At 68.7% G+C, this 15547-nt stretch carries 13 protein-coding genes; 11 read left to right on the plus strand and 2 right to left on the minus strand.

The features are described from left to right. Positions 1 to 18: 18 nt before the first annotated feature. The gene (locus tag RIB98_01975; protein MEQ8839724.1) at positions 19 to 2073 is read right to left on the minus strand and encodes an acyltransferase family protein; all 2055 of its coding nucleotides are present in this window, start codon (positions 2071 to 2073) and stop codon (positions 19 to 21) included. 66 nt (positions 2074 to 2139) lie between these two features. Here RIB98_01975 and pheS point away from each other — a divergent pair, with 66 nt between their 5' ends. Together pheS and pheT are read left to right on the plus strand one after the other, a co-directional pair. Next, the gene (gene pheS / locus RIB98_01980) at positions 2140 to 3138 is read left to right on the plus strand and encodes a phenylalanine--tRNA ligase subunit alpha (protein ID MEQ8839725.1); all 999 of its coding nucleotides are present in this window, start codon (positions 2140 to 2142) and stop codon (positions 3136 to 3138) included. Then, positions 3138 to 5522, plus strand: a complete 2385-nt coding sequence (gene pheT, locus RIB98_01985; protein ID MEQ8839726.1) for a phenylalanine--tRNA ligase subunit beta — start codon at positions 3138 to 3140, stop codon at positions 5520 to 5522. Before pheS ends, pheT begins: the two co-directional genes overlap by 1 nt. 6 nt (positions 5523 to 5528) lie before the next feature. On the opposite strand, the gene RIB98_01990 is transcribed toward pheT, so the two are convergent. Next, entirely contained in the window at positions 5529 to 6155 is a 627-nt protein-coding gene (locus RIB98_01990; protein ID MEQ8839727.1) for a GNAT family N-acetyltransferase, read from the minus strand. Between the two features lie 55 nt (positions 6156 to 6210). On the opposite strand from RIB98_01990, the gene RIB98_01995 reads away from it, so the two are divergent. The 9 genes from RIB98_01995 to RIB98_02035 all read left to right on the plus strand — a co-directional run bounded on the left by RIB98_01995 (position 6211) and on the right by RIB98_02035 (position 15545). Next, the gene (locus RIB98_01995) at positions 6211 to 7182 is read left to right on the plus strand and encodes an NADPH:quinone oxidoreductase family protein (GenBank protein ID MEQ8839728.1); all 972 of its coding nucleotides are present in this window, start codon (positions 6211 to 6213) and stop codon (positions 7180 to 7182) included. Between the two features lie 33 nt (positions 7183 to 7215). Continuing rightward, complete coding sequence (locus RIB98_02000; GenBank protein MEQ8839729.1) at positions 7216 to 8445, plus strand: Ca2+-dependent phosphoinositide-specific phospholipase C; 1230 nt, start codon at positions 7216 to 7218, stop codon at positions 8443 to 8445. Between the two features lie 81 nt (positions 8446 to 8526). Next, positions 8527 to 9561: an N-acetyl-gamma-glutamyl-phosphate reductase gene (gene argC, locus RIB98_02005; protein ID MEQ8839730.1), complete on the plus strand. Its 1035-nt coding sequence runs from the start codon at positions 8527 to 8529 to the stop codon at positions 9559 to 9561. A gap of 8 nt (positions 9562 to 9569) precedes the next feature. Beyond that, positions 9570 to 10808, plus strand: a complete 1239-nt coding sequence (argJ, locus tag RIB98_02010; protein ID MEQ8839731.1) for a bifunctional glutamate N-acetyltransferase/amino-acid acetyltransferase ArgJ — start codon at positions 9570 to 9572, stop codon at positions 10806 to 10808. Further along, positions 10805 to 11710 (plus strand): acetylglutamate kinase, encoded by a 906-nt coding sequence (gene argB / locus RIB98_02015; protein ID MEQ8839732.1) that lies wholly within the window; start codon positions 10805 to 10807, stop codon positions 11708 to 11710. Before argJ ends, argB begins: the two co-directional genes overlap by 4 nt. Further along, the gene (locus RIB98_02020) at positions 11707 to 12921 is read left to right on the plus strand and encodes an acetylornithine transaminase (GenBank protein ID MEQ8839733.1); all 1215 of its coding nucleotides are present in this window, start codon (positions 11707 to 11709) and stop codon (positions 12919 to 12921) included. Before argB ends, RIB98_02020 begins: the two co-directional genes overlap by 4 nt. Further along, on the plus strand, positions 12921 to 13814 hold the full coding sequence (gene argF / locus RIB98_02025) for an ornithine carbamoyltransferase (GenBank protein ID MEQ8839734.1): 894 nt from the start codon (positions 12921 to 12923) through the stop codon (positions 13812 to 13814). The genes RIB98_02020 and argF overlap by 1 nt, the downstream gene beginning before the upstream one ends. Positions 13815 to 13842: 28 nt before the next feature. Next, positions 13843 to 14304, plus strand: coding sequence for an arginine repressor (gene argR, locus RIB98_02030; protein MEQ8839735.1), 462 nt, complete (start codon positions 13843 to 13845; stop codon positions 14302 to 14304). A 38-nt stretch (positions 14305 to 14342) separates the two neighbouring features. Then, positions 14343 to 15545 (plus strand): argininosuccinate synthase, encoded by a 1203-nt coding sequence (locus tag RIB98_02035; protein ID MEQ8839736.1) that lies wholly within the window; start codon positions 14343 to 14345, stop codon positions 15543 to 15545. Positions 15546 to 15547 lie beyond the last annotated feature (2 nt).

Genomic DNA, 15547 nt, shown 5'->3' on the forward strand with positions numbered 1-15547 from the left:
AGTCTCGCAGACGGTGTGTCACGGGCCGTCGAGGCTGGTGATCGCGGGACCGAGGGGGTCGAGGGCGATGAGCTGTGCACCGAGGCTCGCGGCGTAGGTCGTGGTCATGTGGGACTGGTCGCGGAACACGACCATGTCGTCGACGATGGTGTCGCAGCGGGGGAGTCGGGGACAGGCCAGCGCATCGAGATCGATCGTGAACACCGACGGGTTCTCCGCGGCGATCTCTCGGTACCGAACCTCGAGCGATGTCGGCTCGGCGGTTGCGTCGAACCCGCAGTCGTCGGGGGCCCCTCCGTCGGCGAGACACACCAGCGGATCGGACTCGGGATTGGTCAGCGGCGTGGGCTCGAGGACGACGACGGCAGGGACCTCCTCGACGAGCTGGCCGATCGTGAGGTCGGACGCCGCCAGGAACCTGGGCTCGGATGCGAGGAACGGCCGGGCGGGGTCGAACGTGGCCCGATGGATGAGGACGACGATGTCGGGCGCCAGCGCAGGAACGATCTCGTCGACCCACTCGTGTTGTTGGCGGTAGCACTCCTCCTGGATCTCGGTGCTGATGGCGACCATGGTGTCGAGATGCCATGAGCAGCGACTGACGCTGGCGACCGAGAGCCGCATCCCGGTGGCCTCGGCATAGGGAACGAACGCGGCCTGCCACACCTTGGCGTGGCTGTCGCCGATGAGCAGGACGTGGGGTCCGTCGCCCTCGATCACCGTGCACACCGAGACATCCGCCGCACGACAGTCGGGTGATTCGCCACGGTCGCTGCGCACCTCCTCCCAGTCGAATTCGAGTACGACAGGGCCGGCGGGGGCGGCGGTCGAGACCGTCGGGTCCTCGTCGGCGGCGGTGTCCGGCGTCGGCACGGGGTCCGGGTCGACGGTGATCTCGACCCGAGTCGACGGACTGAGCGCAGCGGGGATGATCGCCAAACCGCCGAGCAGCGAGACCGCCAAGCCGGCGGCGATGACCGGCACGGGAATGCGGTCGAGCCGTCGACCATGCCGGATCGGCCCCTCGATCACCGCGGCGCTGGCCGCGGACAGCGCGATCGACGCAGCGCCGGCGGTGGCCAGCAGCTGGATCGGGGTGAGGTCCCAGCTGTCGCGGAGGACGAACATCGCCGGCAGATGCCAGAGGTAGATGCCGTAGGACAGTCGACCGATCGCGGTGAAGGCCGGCAGCGACAGCAGGCGATCGATGCCGGCCTCGGCGTCGGACTCGAGCACCACGATGACCACGCCGGTGGCGAGCGCTGCGGCCGCACCGCGGGTGACGGCCGACAGCGAGAGGATGTCGGTCGCCAGGATCACGATGGCGCCGACGCCGAGCGCCCCGGCCAGCACCGCCCAGCGCCGGTGGGCGCGGACAGCCACCGCCGGGAGCAACGACAGGAACGCGCCGAGGAGGAGTTGGTACGCCCGGGTGTCGGTGCCGTAGTAGGCCCGGTTGAGATCGCTGGCACCGATGATCAGCGCCGCCGCGAACGACGCCACACCCGCCACCGCGACCAGCACGAGGAGCGCCCGGAGCGGCTGGGCCGTGAACCGCGATGCCACCCGGTGCACCCCCGCGATGACCAATGGCCACACCAGGTAGAACTGCTCCTCGATGGCCAACGACCAGAAGTGGAGGATCGGATTGTTGTCGAGATCGCTGCCGAGGTACTCGGTCGACTCACCGATGAACCACCAGTTCGCCACGTAGAGGAACGCCGCCGCGAACGAGCCGCGGGCCTCGTTGACGACCACCGGCGACGAGAGCGCAGTGAACACCACTGCGGTGAGGACGAGGACGGTTGCGGCCAGCGGCAGGAGCCGCCGGATTCGGCGTGAGTAGAAACGACGGAACCCCACGACGCCGTTGCGGTGCAGCCCGTCGATGAGGATGCCGGTGACGAGATAGCCCGACAGCACGAAGAACACGTCGACGCCGACGAATCCACCGGAGAGCGGAATCCAGTCGGCATGGAATGCGACCACCAGGGCAACGGCGACCGCACGAAGCCCGTCGAACCCGGGTCGGTAGCCCCGCCGTGAGCCGGCCGGTTGGTATGGCGCCCCCATGGCCGGGAGAGTACAGGACCGAATCCCCACGGCACCGTGCCGCCGACGCCCTAGCCTGTGCCCCTGATGATGCAGGAGCTCGAACAGACCGCAGCCGAGGCCAGTGCCCGGCTGGCCGACGTGGCCGACCTCGATGAGCTGGCCGCGATCGATGCCGAGTTCCTCGGCAAGAAGTCGGCGCTCACCACGGCGAAGAAGCAGCTCGGCGGTCTCGAGCCCGACGAGCGCAAGGCTACGGGCCGGGCGGTGAACGAGATCCGCGCTCGCATCGAAGCGGAGATCGCCGACGCACGATCCCGCCTCACGATCGCGGCTCGAGCCGAGCAACTCGAAGCCGAGCGGCTCGACCTCACCGAGCTGCGAGACCCCATCCGTCGAGGCTCGAAGCACCTCGTCACCCAGGCCCGGGACCGTCTCGAAGACGTGTTCGTCGCCATGGGCTTCACCATCGCCGAGGGACCCGAGGTCGAGACCGCCTGGTACAACTTCGAGGCCCTCAACATCCCGGAATGGCACCCGGCGCGCGGTGCGTTCGACACCATCTTCGTGAACCTCGGTGAACCCGAGGAGGTCATGCTCCGCTCCCACACCTCGCCGGTGCAGATCCGCACGATGGAGAACACCGAGCCGCCGATCTACATCGTGGCGCCGGGCCGAACGTTTCGTACCGACACCCCCGACGCCACCCACCTTCCCGCCTTCAACCAGATCGAGGGGCTCGTCGTCGACCGGGGGATCACCCTCGGCGACCTCTCCGGCACGATCGACGAGTTCGTCCGGGCATTCTTCGGTGGCGAGGTGAAGACCCGCCTGCGGCCGTCCTACTTCCCCTTCACCGAGCCCAGCGCCGAGTTCGACATCTCCCTGCCCGACGGGTCCTGGCTCGAGCTGGGGGGCTGCGGGATGGTCCATCCCAACGTCTTGCGCAACTGCGGCATCGACCCCGAGATTTGGCAGGGCTTCGCGTTCGGGTTCGGCATCGACCGCCTGGCGGTCATGCGCTACCAGCTCGACGACATCCGTGAGCTGGTCAACAACGACGTCCGTTTCCTGAGGCAGTTCTGATGAAGGTCACCCTTTCCTGGCTGCGCGAGTTCGCGCCCGACATCGACGGCGATCCGGTCGAACTCGGCGAGACCCTCTCCGCCCTCGGCCTCGCCGTCGAGGAGATGGAGATCATCGGCGACGTCGTCGACGGGGTCGTGCTCGCCCGCGTGCTCGACCTCCGCCCTCATCCCGACGCCGACAAGATCCAGCTGGTCGACGTCGACGCCGGCGACGGGCAGCCGCTACAGGTCTGCTGCGGCGCGTTCAACATGGCCGTCGGCGATCTGATCCCGTTCGCCACGATCGGCACCACGATGCCCAACGGCATGGAGATCGCCCAGCGCGAGATGCGGGGCCAGACCTCCAACGGCATGTGTTGCTCGGGGGTCGAGATCGGTTTCGGGGCCGACGACGAGGGCATCCTGATCCTCAACGACCGCGTGATCGACGGCGCCGAGGTCGGTCAGCCGCTCGGCCAGGCCCTCGGCATCGAAGCCGACGTGTTGTGGGACCTCGAGGTCAACGCCAACCGACCCGACGCGATGTCGGTCGCCGGCGTCGCGCGCGACCTCGCCGCCGCGCTCGGCGTGCCGTTCTCGTTCCCCGACTACGAGCTGCTCACCGAGGCACCCCGCAGCGACGAGCCCGCCACCGAGCTGCTCACCGTCGACATCGTCGACCCGTCGTTGTGCGGGCGCTTCGTCGCCACCGTCCTGCGCAACGTCACCGTCGGCACGTCGCCGGCGTGGATGCAGAACCGTCTGACCCAGCTCGGGATGCGCCCGATCAACTCGATCGTCGACATCTCCAACTACGTGATGCTCGAGCTCGGCCAGCCCAACCACACCTTCGACCTCGCCACTGTGCCCAACGGTCATCTGCGGGTGCGCCGGGCCATCGATGGAGAGACACTCGTGACGCTCGACGATGTCGAGCGCACGCTCACCGCGATCGACGGCGTGATCGCCGACGAGTCCGATCGTGTCGTCTCCCTCGCCGGTGTCATGGGTGGTGCCGCCACCGAGATCTCCGAGTCGACCACCGACGTCCTGCTCGAGATGGCGTGGTGGGATCCGCCGTCGATCTCCCGCACCGTGAAGCGCCTCAACCTGCCGAGCGAGGCGTCCACTCGCTTTCGTCGCGGTGTCGATTGGGGCGAGAACATCGATCGGGCGATGGCGCGATTCGTCCAGCTCGCCACCGAGCAGGGTGCGGTCGCGGTGCGCGGTCAGGTCGACGTCGCCGGGACCACACCCGACCGGACGCCGGTGCGTGTCCGCACGGCAAAGGTCAACGGCCTCGTGGGTATCGACCTGACGGCGTCCGAGATGGCCGATCACCTCACCTCCATCGGATTCGGCGTCGACGTGGTCGACGGCGACCTCGACGTCGTCGTGCCGACCTGGCGGTGGGACACCGCCACCGAGACCGACGTGGCCGAGGAAGTGGCCCGGATGTACGGCTACGAGAACATCGAACGGACCGTGCCCAAGGGCGCCGCGGCCGGTGGGCTCAGCGAGTATCAGCAGGCCCGCCGCCTGGTCCGCGAGGTGTTGCTCGGCGCCGGCTGCGACGAGACCCAGCCGATGCCGTTCCTCGCGCCCGGTGATCTGCTCGCCGCCGGCCTTCCCGAGGAAGGGGTCACCCTCACGAACCCCCTGGTGCACGAAGAGTCGGTCCTGCGCACCTCGCTGCTGCCCGGTCAGCTGAAGGCCATCGCCTACAACCAGTCGCACCGCAGCGACCATGTGCGCTTCTTCGAGATCGACCACGTGTTCCTCCCGTCGCCGGAAGGGCAACTCCTGCCCGACGAGCGCGAGTACCTCGCGGTCGCCCTCGCCGACGAGGAGGCACCGTCGGCGGTCGCCATCCTCGACCTGCTCGAATCCGCGCTCGCGTTGCCCAACGTGCAGCTGAAGGCCGCGTCCCCGCCCGGGCTCCACGCCACCCGATCGGCCGAGGTCGTCATCGCCGGTCGCACCCGCGGCCATGTCGGCGAGGTCGATCCGACGGTGCTGGAGAACTATGGCGTGGCCGGACGGGTGGCGTGGATCGAGCTCGATCTGGGCGCCGTGCTCGACGGACCCCACGGCAACCGGAAGTACACGCCGGTCAGCAAGTACCCGTCGAGCGACATCGACCTGGCGTTCGAGGTGCCTGACGACGTGGCCGCGGCCACCGTCGCCGGCTCACTGCGCAAGGGTGGCGGTGCGCTGCTGCGGGCGGTCGAACTCTTCGACGTCTATCGCGGCGAGGGCGTGGCCGATGGGGCGCGCAGCCTGGCCTACCGCCTGCGTTTCCAGGCCGACGACCGCACGCTCACCGATGCCGAGGTCGCCGAGGCCCGCCAGTCCTGCATCGACACCGTGGCCAAACAATACGGCGCCACCCTTCGCGCCTGAGCAACCTCAGTCGCCGAGGTGGTTCGCGGCAAGGCGGAGGAGGTCGTAGAGCGCACCATCCGTGACCTGCTCGTCGCTGGCCTCGGTGAGTGAAACCGAGATGCGGACCGTGGACCCGTCGACCTCGACATCGACGGGCTCGCCGAGTGAGCGGACCAACGCCAGCATGGGTGCGTTCTCCCGGAGCACCTCGGTCACGAGTGTCGTATAGCCCGCAACCGAGGCGGTGCCGGCGACGACCTGGAGCATCAGGTGGCCGATGCCGCGCCCCTGATAGTCGTCGGTGACGGCGATCGCGGCCTCGGCCGTCGTCGGATCGTCGGCGAGTTCGATCAGCCGGGCCACGCCGACCCCGAGGCCCGGCGGCGTCGCTTCCGGCGCGTCGGGGTCGTAGGCGACCCAGGCCCGATGGGTGCGGTGATCGAGCACACTGAGTCGCTCCACCCACTCGTCGCTGAGCCTCGGAAGCGGCGTGAAGAAGCGGAGGAACCGCGAGCGCTCCGACATACGTTCGAATCCGCTGCGAAGCTGGTCGCCGTCATCGGGCCGGATCGGTCGCAGCACGACCTTCGTGCCGTCGCGAAGTTGACGTATCACCCCGTCCGGCGAGAGAGGAAGGACGAGACGGGCCACCGCGAAACCGTAGTCGCCATCGCGAGCACCCGGGATCGAGGACTAGGTTCGCCGAATGAGAATCTGGCGATCCCACGAACTCGGCCACCCGCTCGACGTCCTGCGCCTCGAGGAGACCGACACGCCCGAGCCGGGCCCCGGTCAGGTGCAGGTGGAGACCCGTGCCGTCGGCCTGACCTTCCCGGATGTGCTGAGCTGCCGCGGCGAGTACCAGGTCCCGACCCGGCTGCCGTACACACCCGGCGGCGAGACGGCGGGCGTGGTGACGGCGCTCGGCGAGGGCGTGGAGGGACTCGAGGTGGGCACCGCGGTGGCCGTCCTGGGCGGCGGTCTGCGCGAGGTGAACGTGGCCGCGGCGAGCAGCGTGTTTCCGTACCCGACCGACGCACTGACGGCCGCGCAGGCGGCGGCGGTTCCGGTCAACTACGGCACCGCGTGGTTCGCGCTCCACGATCGGGCCCACCTCCAGGCCGGCGAGACGGTGTTGATCACCGGCGCCGCCGGCGGCACCGGCACTGCGTGCATCCAACTCGCGCTCGCCGCCGGCGCGACCCCGATCGCGGTCGTGGGAGGCGAGGAGAAGGCGGCGGTGGTTCGTGATCTCGGCGTGACCCACGTCGTCGACCATCGCGAGACTCCGGCGTGGGTCGACACGGTTCGGGAGATGTCGGGTGGGGGAGTCGACGTCTGCTTCGATGCCGTCGGCGGCGATGCCTACCACCAGGCCCGTCGATGCATGGCGTGGGACGGACGTCTGCTGATCATCGGGTTCGTCGGCGGCATCGCCGACGCGCCGACCAACCACATCCTGTTGAAGAACTACAGCGTGGTCGGCGTGCACTGGGGTGCGTCGTTGATGCGCGATCCGGCCGCCGTGGGCCGCCAGATGGCTGCGGTCTTCGACCTGGCCCGCGACGGCGAGGTCGCGCCGCCGCTCTACCCACCGTTCGCGTTCGATGCCGCCGCGCAGGCGCTCCAGGATCTCGCGGATCGCAAGGTCTACGGCAAGGCGGTGGTGACCGTCTGAGCCGCGAGTGCCGGGGCGTGTAGCTTGCGGCTCATGCGCTCCACGTTCCTTCGCGCCACCGCAGCTGTCCTCGGGTTGGCCCTCCTCGCCACCGCGTGCGGCGACGACGGCGCCGAGTCCTCCGCGGCCACGTCGACCTCCACGACGACCGTGGCGGCCATTTCCACGACGACTGAATCGACGACGACGACCACCGTCGGGCCCGAACCCCTGCGGCTCAACGACCTGCAGGTCCTCGGCTCGCACAACTCTTATCACCAGCGCCCGGAGCCCGACGTCTACACCGCGATCGAGCTCGTCAGCCAGGAACTGGCCGAGTCGATCGACTACTCCCATCGAACGTTGACCGAGCAACTCGACGAGTTCGGGGTGCGCCAGTTCGAGATCGATGTATTCGCCGACCCGGACGGCGGTCTCTACGCCTCGAGAGCTGCGCTGCCGGTCGTGGGTCAGCCGGCCGAGTCGGGCCTGCCCGAGCTCGATGAACCCGGGTTCAAGGTGCTCCACACCCAGGACTTCGACTTCGGGACGAATTGTCTGACGCTGCAACTCTGTCTGGGTGAGATTGCGGCGTGGTCCGATGCCAACCCGGACCATCTGCCCTTGATGATCATGATCGAGCTGAAGGAGGAGTCGGTGCCGGATGCCGCAGCGGCGTCGGGGCTCGAGCTGCCCGACCTCGGAATCGCATGGACCCAACCGATCCCGACCGATGTCGCCGTCCTCGACGCGCTCGACGCGGAGCTGGTCGCGGCAATGGGGTCGGAGCGCATCATCCGACCCGACGACGTGCGCGGCGAGCAGTTCACGCTCGAGGAAGCGGTGCTCGCCGACGGCTGGCCCACTGTCGACGAGAGTCGCGGCAAGGTGATGTTCGCGATGGTGAATGGCGGTGACGCCCACGATCTCTACCGAGTCGACCGCCCGTCGCTCGAAGGGCGCGTCATGTTCACCACGTCCACTCCCGGTGAACCCGATGCCGCCTTCCTGCGCATCGACGATCCGATCGCCGGCGCGGCCGACATCGCCCGGCGAGCCGCCGAGGGCTACCTCATCCGCACCCGTACCGACACACCGACGGTCGACGCGCGAACGGGCGACGAGACCCGTCGCGACGCGGCGATCGGGAGCGGGGCCCACTTCCTGAGCACCGACTATTACGCCGAGGACCCGGGGTTCGACACCGGCTATGTGGTCGAGGTTCCGCCCCTCTGCAATCCCGTCACTGCGCCACCGGGGTGCGTGCTCGAACTGGTCGGATAGAGAGTCCGGACCGGACGGGGTACGTGCACATGTTCATGCAGATAGTTGCATAAAGATGCGCGTTCGGAGTAGGGTGCTCGAATGCAACGGGTCGCCATCATCGGCGCGTCGGGATTCACCGGCGCAGAGTTCCTCAGATTGTGCGCCGGTCACCCCGAGTTCGAGGTGGTCGTCGCAACCGGCGAGACCCAGGCCGGCACCCGTATCGGCGATCTCTACCCCAGTCTGGCCGCTGCCTACGGCGAGATGGTGTTTGCTCCCTACGACGAGTCGATCCTCGACGGCATCGACCTCGTGTTCATGGGTCTTCCCCACGGTCACTCGCAGAAGCTCGTGCCGGAGATCAGGGGCAAGGTGCCGCACATCGTCGATCTGTCGGCCGACTTCCGCTTCGACGACCCGTCGATCTACCCCGAGTGGTACGGCGAAGCGCACACCGCCCCCGAACTGCTCACCGACTTCGTGTTCGGCATGCCCGAGCTCTTCCGTGACCGACTTCCCGGGGCCGAACTCGTCGCCGTCGCCGGCTGCTACGTCACCACCGCATCGCTCACACTGGCCCCGTTGCTGGCCGCCGGGCTGATCGAGTCGTCCGGCATCATCGTCGACGCCGCGAGCGGTGCGTCCGGGGCCGGGCGTCCGCCCAAACCCACCACCACGTTCTGCACGGTCGACGAGGACTTCACGGCCTACGGCTTGTTGTCGCATCGGCACACGCCCGAGATCGAGTTCGCCCTCGGTGCCCATGCCGGCACCGGCGCCCAGGTCCTCTTCACCCCCCACATGGCGCCGATGAATCGGGGCATTCTCGCCACCTGCTACGGGCGGCCGGTCGGCTCGATCACGACCGCCGACGTGATGGCGTGCCTGCACGACGCCTACGACGACGAGCCGTTCGTGGTGGTGTCCGAGCGGAGCCCGTCGACCAAGGCGACGCTCGGCTCCAACAGCGTGCACCTCACCGCCCGGGTCGATCAGCGCACGGGCACCGTGCTGGCCATCGGCGCCCTCGACAACCTGGTCAAGGGCGCGTCGGGTCAGGGCGTGCAGTGCGCCAACGCCGTGCTCGGTCTACCCGAAGCCACCGGTCTGGCTGCGGCCGGCCTCTACCCGTAGGCCACCTCATGACCGACATCTCACCACTCGCACCCTCGTCGTTTCCTGTCCTCCCGCCCGTCGCCGGGGTGCGGCTCGCCACCCACGAGGCCGGCATCCGCTACGCCAAACGGGCCGATCTGTTCCTGGCCGAGCTGGCCGAGGGCACCACCGTGGCGGGCACTTTCACGAAGAGTCTCTGCCCGAGCGCACCCGTCGACTGGTGCCGGCGCATTCTCGGAGCGGGAGACGGCTCGGCGCGGGCCATCGTCTGCAACAGCGGCAATGCCAATGCCTTCACCGGCAAGGCGGGCGACACCGCCGCCGCGCTCACCGCCGACCTGGTCGGACAGGCGCTCGGCGTCGACCCCGACACGATCTATCTGGCCTCGACCGGCGTGATCGGCGAGACCCTGCCGAGCGACGCGCTCCGCGCCGGCCTGCCGGCACTGGCCGCGAAGCTCGAAGCCTCCGGCGCCGACGGTTGGGCCGCATCGGCCGGGGCCATCCGCACGACCGACACGTTCTCGAAGGCCGCGTCAGCGGCGGTGCCCGACACCTCCGCGCACATCGTCGGCATCGCCAAGGGCAGCGGCATGATCGCGCCCGACATGGCCACGATGCTGGCTTTCGTGTTCACCGACCTCGCGGTCGCCCCCGATGTGCTCCAACGGGTCCTGTCCGCGTCGGTCGCCGCCTCGTTCAACCGCATCACCGTCGACAGCGACACCTCGACGAGCGACACCGTGCTCCTCTTCGCCACCGGCGCCCAGCCCGACGCGATCATCTCCTCGACGGCCGACCCGCGAGTGCCCGGCTTCCAGGCCGCGCTCGATGGCGTCTTGCTGGACCTGGCCCATCAGATCGTCCGCGACGGCGAGGGGGCCACGAAGTTCGTCGAGGTCCAGGTCACCGGCGCGGCGTCCGCCGACGCGGCCGAGATCATCGCGTTCGCCATCGGCAACTCGCCGCTGGTGAAGACGGCGTTGGCCGCAGAGGACGCCAACTGGGGCCGCATCGTCATGGCCGTCGGCAAGGCCGGCCAGGCCGCCGACCGCGACGAGCTCGAGATCTGGATCGGTCCCGAGCTGGTCGCCGCAAAGGGCGTGCAGGTCGACGGCTACTCCGAGGCCCGAGCGACCGAGCACTTGCGGGGCGACGAGATCACCATCCGGGTCGACGTCGGGGTCGGCGACGGTGCGGCCGCCATCTGGACCTGCGATCTCACCCACGGCTACATCGACATCAACGCGGGATACCGATCATGAGCAGCCCAGACGACATCACGGACCGGACGCCCGATCGCGGCTTCGCCCCCGATCAGCGGGCCGGGGCGCTCGTCGAGGCGCTGCCCTACATCCAGCGCTTCCGCGGTGCCGTCGTGGTCGTGAAGCTCGGCGGCAACGCCATGGTCGACCCCTTGCTGTCGGCGACATTCGCCGAGGACATCGTCCTGCTGCGCTCGGTCGGCCTGAAGCCGGTGGTGGTTCATGGCGGCGGACCGCAGATCGGCGAGCTTCTGGCCCGCCTCGGCAAGGAGACCGAGTTCGTCGATGGCCTGCGGGTCACCGACGAAGAAACGCTCGACGTCGCCCGCATGGTGCTCGTCGGCAAGGTCGGTCGCGACATCGTCGGATCGATCAACGTTCACGGGGCGTATGCGGTCGGGCTGTCGGGCGAGGACGGCGGCCTGATCACCGCGGCCGCACGCGACGCGGCGCTGGGGTTCGTGGGCGATGTGGTCTCGGTGCAGCCGGGCATCATCGAGCGGCTTCTGGCCGAGGACATGATCCCGGTCGTTTCCACCATCGGCTCCGACGCCTCGGGCCAGGCCTACAACATCAACGCCGACACCGTGGCCGGCGCCCTGGCCGGTGCCCTCGACGCCGAGAAGGTCATCTACCTCACCGATGTTCCCGGGCTTCTCACCGACGTCACCGATGCGTCGTCGATCATCGCGCGGGCCGACGTCCCCGACATCGAGGCGCTCATCGCCGACGGCTCCATCAGCGGTGGCATGATCCCGAAGGTGCGAGCCTGCATCGACGCCGTCGAGGCGGGAGCCAAGTCCGCCCACATGCTCGACGGCCGCATTCCCCATGTCCTGTTGTTGGAGCTGTTCACCGACGCCGGTATCGGCACCATGGTCACCGCGAAGGAACACGCATGAGCGCCGAACAAGCCGCGGCGTGGGGTGCCACCGGCGACCACAGCCCGCTGATGAACAACTACGGGTCGCCGCCCCGGCTCTTCGTGAAGGGCCAGGGGGCCGAGCTGTGGGACGACCACGGCACCCGCCACCTCGACTTCCTGTGCGGTCTCGCCGTCACCTCGCTCGGGCACTCCGATCCGGCTGTGGCCAAGGCGATCGCCGAACAGGCCGCCACGCTCACCCACACGTCGAACCTCTTCGCCAACGAGCACCAGGCGCCGGTGGCCGAGCGCATCTCCGAGCTCATCGACTGTGGGTCCGGCCAGGTGCTCTTCCAGAACTCGGGCGCCGAGGCCAACGAGGCCGCCATCAAGATCACCCGCAAGTACCAGGGTCGGGGGCGCCATGTGGTCGTCAGCGCAATGCGGTCGTTCCACGGCCGCACGCTGGCCACGCTCGCCGCCACCGGTCAGCCCGAGAAGCACGAACCGTTCCAGCCCCTGCCCGAGGGCTTCCGGCACGTGGCCTGGAACGATCTCGACGAGCTGGAACGGGCGCTCGGCCCCGAGGTGGGCGCCGTCCTCCTCGAACCGGTCCAGGGAGAAGGCGGGGTCAACGCGGCCGACCCCGCGTACCTCCAGGGCGTGCGGGCGATCTGTGACGAGCGCGGCATTCTCCTCATCCTCGACGAAATCCAGACCGGATTCGCCCGCACCGGCGAGTGGTTCGGCTTCCAACACGCGGGCATCGCCCCGGATGTCGTCACCGTCGCGAAGGGCATCGCCAACGGTATGCCGGTCGGTGCGCTGTGGGCCCGCGACGACGTGGCGGCGGCGTTCGGACCCGGCGATCACGGATCGACGTTCGCCGGCCAGGCTCTGGCTCTGGCCGCCGCCCGGGCCACGATCGAGCGCTACGTCGAGATGGATGCACCGGCGCACGTACGCGACCGGAGTGCGGTGCTGCGGACCCGACTCTCGGCCCTCGACGGCGTCGACCACGTGCGTGGGAGCGGTCTGCTGGTCGGCGTCGAACTCACACCCGGCGCGCTGGCCGGTCGCACCGGTCCCGAGATCGCCCGAGCGTGTCTCGACCGTGGCCTGATTCTCAACGGCATCACACCGACGGCCCTGCGCCTCGCGCCGCCCTTCATCGTGACCGACCAACAGATCGACGAGGCCGTGGGCATCATCGAGGCTGTTCTCTCGACCCCAACGGAGGCCGCCTGATGCGCCACTTCCTCGAGATCGACGATCTCTCCCCGGCCGAACTCGCCCGCGTGCTCGATCTCGCCACCATCCCGGAACCCCCGCGCGTGCTCGCGGGCAAGGGCATGGCCCTGATCTTCGAGAAGCCCTCGGCCCGCACCCGCAACTCGATGGAGATGGCCGTGGTGCAACTCGGCGGACACCCGGTGTACATCCAGGGCGACGAGGTCGGCCTCGACACCCGCGAGTCCGTCGAGGACGTCACCAACGCCATGGCCGGCTACCACGCCGCGATCGGCGCGCGGGTCTTCGATCACGGCGTCGTCGAGCGGATGGCGGGCGTCGATCGGGTCCCGGTGGTCAACCTCCTGAGTGACCAGGGCCACCCCATGCAGGCACTCGCCGATCTGCTCACCCTGCGCCGCGAGTTCGGTTCGCTCGAAGGCCGCAGCGTGGCCTACATCGGCGACGCGAACAACGTCGCCCGCTCGCTGGCGATCGGCGCGGCACTGACGGGCATGCAGTTTCGCATCGCCAGTCCACCGGGCTACACGTTCTCCGACACCGATCTCGACCGGATTCGCGCCAGCGGCGAAGCGCAGGTCTTCGATCGTCCCGACGTCGCGGCGGCCGGCGCCGACGCGATCTATGCCGACACATGGACATCGATGGGGCAGGAGGCCGAGGCCGACAAGCGCCGACGTGACTTCGAGGGTTTCCAGGTCGATGCGCGGCTGATGAGCATCGCGTCGGCCGGTGCGATCTTCCTGCACTGCCTTCCCGCTCATCGCGGTGAAGAGGTGGCCGACGCCGTGATCGACGGCGAACGCAGCCGGATCTGGGTGCAGGCGGCCAACCGCATGCACGCCGCCCGTGGCCTGCTCGCCTTCCTCGTGAACGAGGCACAATCATGAGAAGCGGCACTCCCACGAAGGACGCACCGTGAGCAAGGCTCGCCGCCAACACCGCATCGGGTTGCTGCTCGCCGGCCAGGCGGTCACCAGCCAGACACAGCTGGTCGACTTGCTCGTGGCCGAGGACATCGTGGCGACTCAGGCGACGGTCTCGCGCGACCTCGACGAGCTGGGCGCCATCAAGGTGCGGGTGCCCGGCGGCGAGACCGTCTACGCGATTCCCGAACACCCCGTCGATCGCATCGCCCCCGAGGACCATCTTCGTCGCGTGATGGGCGACTGGGTCGCCGATGTCGGCGTGTCGGGCAACATCGTCATGTTGCGGACGCCCCCCGGTTCGGCCCATGTCGTCGCTTCCGCCCTCGACCGGGCGGGCATCGACGACATCCTGGGTACGGTCGCCGGCGACGACACGCTCATGGTGATCGCGGCTGAGTCCATCAGCGGCGCCGAACTCGCCGATCGCATTCGTGATCTGGCCGGTCTCTGACAAGTCCCCCGAAAAGAACCGAAAGAAGTGGAACTGACATGAAGGTTGTACTCGCCTACAGCGGCGGCCTCGACACCTCGATCATCCTGCGCTGGTTGCAGGAGACCTACGACGCCGAAGTGATCACCTTCACCGCCGACCTCGGTCAGGGCGAAGAGGTCGAACCGGCCCGGGCCAAGGCGCTGCAGATGGGCGTGCCCGAGGACCACATCCACATCGAGGACGTGCGTGAGGAGTTCGTGCGCGACTTCGTGTTCCCCATGTTTCGGGCCAACACGATCTACGAGGGCGAGTACCTGCTGGGCACCTCGATCGCCCGCCCGCTCATCGCCAAGCGGCTCGTCGAGATCGCCGCCGAGCACGGTGCCGACGCCATCAGCCACGGCGCCACCGGAAAGGGCAACGACCAGGTCCGGTTCGAGCTGGGTGCCTACGCGCTGGCCCCCGACATCAAGGTGATCGCGCCGTGGCGCGAGTGGGACCTCGGCTCCCGCGAGTCGTTGATGAACTACGCGGCCGAACACGACATCCCGATCGAGATGAAGCGGGGCAAGAAGTCGCCGTTCTCGATGGACGCCAACCTGCTGCACATCTCCTTCGAGGGCGGCCCGCTCGAAGACCCGTTCACCGAGCCCCCGGCGGAGATGTGGCGCTGGTCGGTCAGCCCCGAGATGGCCCCCAACGAGGCCACCTATCTCGACCTGACCTACGAGCGTGGCGACATCGTCGCGATCGACGGCAAGGCCATGTCGCCGGCCGAGGTGCTCACCGAACTGAACCGTGTGGGCGGGGCCAACGGCGTCGGTCGGCTCGACATCGTCGAGAACCGGTTCGTGGGCATGAAGAGCCGCGGCGCCTACGAGACCCCCGGCGGCACGATCATGCTGCGGGCCCATCGCGCCATCGAGTCGATCACGCTCGATCGCGAGGTCGCCCACCTCAAGGACTCGCTCATGCCGAAGTACGCCGAGCTGATCTACAACGGTTTCTGGTGGAGTCCGGAGCGCGAGATGCTCCAGGTGGCCATCGACCACAGTCAGCAGTACGTCAACGGCGATGTGCGCATCCGGCTCTACAAGGGAAATGTCGACGTCGCCGGGCGCAGGTCCGACGACTCGTTGTTCGACGAGAAGATCGCCACGTTCGAGGAGGACGAGGGCGCCTACGACCAGTCCGACGCCGAGGGCTTCATCAAGCTCAACGCGCTGCGGCTGCGGAACCTCGCGCGGAAGCGGGGCTGATC

The organism is Acidimicrobiales bacterium (assembly GCA_040219515.1).
In the GTDB taxonomy this organism is placed as follows: Bacteria; Actinomycetota; Acidimicrobiia; order Acidimicrobiales; family Aldehydirespiratoraceae; genus JAJRXC01.

Coding starts and splice junctions, on each gene's coding strand:
- RIB98_01975 (MEQ8839724.1), bottom strand. CDS start 2,073: ATGGGGGCGCCATACCAACCGGCCGGCTCACGGCGGGGCTACCGACCC.
- pheS (MEQ8839725.1), top strand. CDS start 2,140: ATGATGCAGGAGCTCGAACAGACCGCAGCCGAGGCCAGTGCCCGGCTG.
- pheT (MEQ8839726.1), top strand. CDS start 3,138: ATGAAGGTCACCCTTTCCTGGCTGCGCGAGTTCGCGCCCGACATCGAC.
- RIB98_01995 (MEQ8839728.1), top strand. CDS start 6,211: ATGAGAATCTGGCGATCCCACGAACTCGGCCACCCGCTCGACGTCCTG.
- RIB98_02000 (MEQ8839729.1), top strand. CDS start 7,216: ATGCGCTCCACGTTCCTTCGCGCCACCGCAGCTGTCCTCGGGTTGGCC.
- argC (MEQ8839730.1), top strand. CDS start 8,527: ATGCAACGGGTCGCCATCATCGGCGCGTCGGGATTCACCGGCGCAGAG.
- argJ (MEQ8839731.1), top strand. CDS start 9,570: ATGACCGACATCTCACCACTCGCACCCTCGTCGTTTCCTGTCCTCCCG.
- argB (MEQ8839732.1), top strand. CDS start 10,805: ATGAGCAGCCCAGACGACATCACGGACCGGACGCCCGATCGCGGCTTC.
- RIB98_02020 (MEQ8839733.1), top strand. CDS start 11,707: ATGAGCGCCGAACAAGCCGCGGCGTGGGGTGCCACCGGCGACCACAGC.
- argF (MEQ8839734.1), top strand. CDS start 12,921: ATGCGCCACTTCCTCGAGATCGACGATCTCTCCCCGGCCGAACTCGCC.
- RIB98_02035 (MEQ8839736.1), top strand. CDS start 14,343: ATGAAGGTTGTACTCGCCTACAGCGGCGGCCTCGACACCTCGATCATC.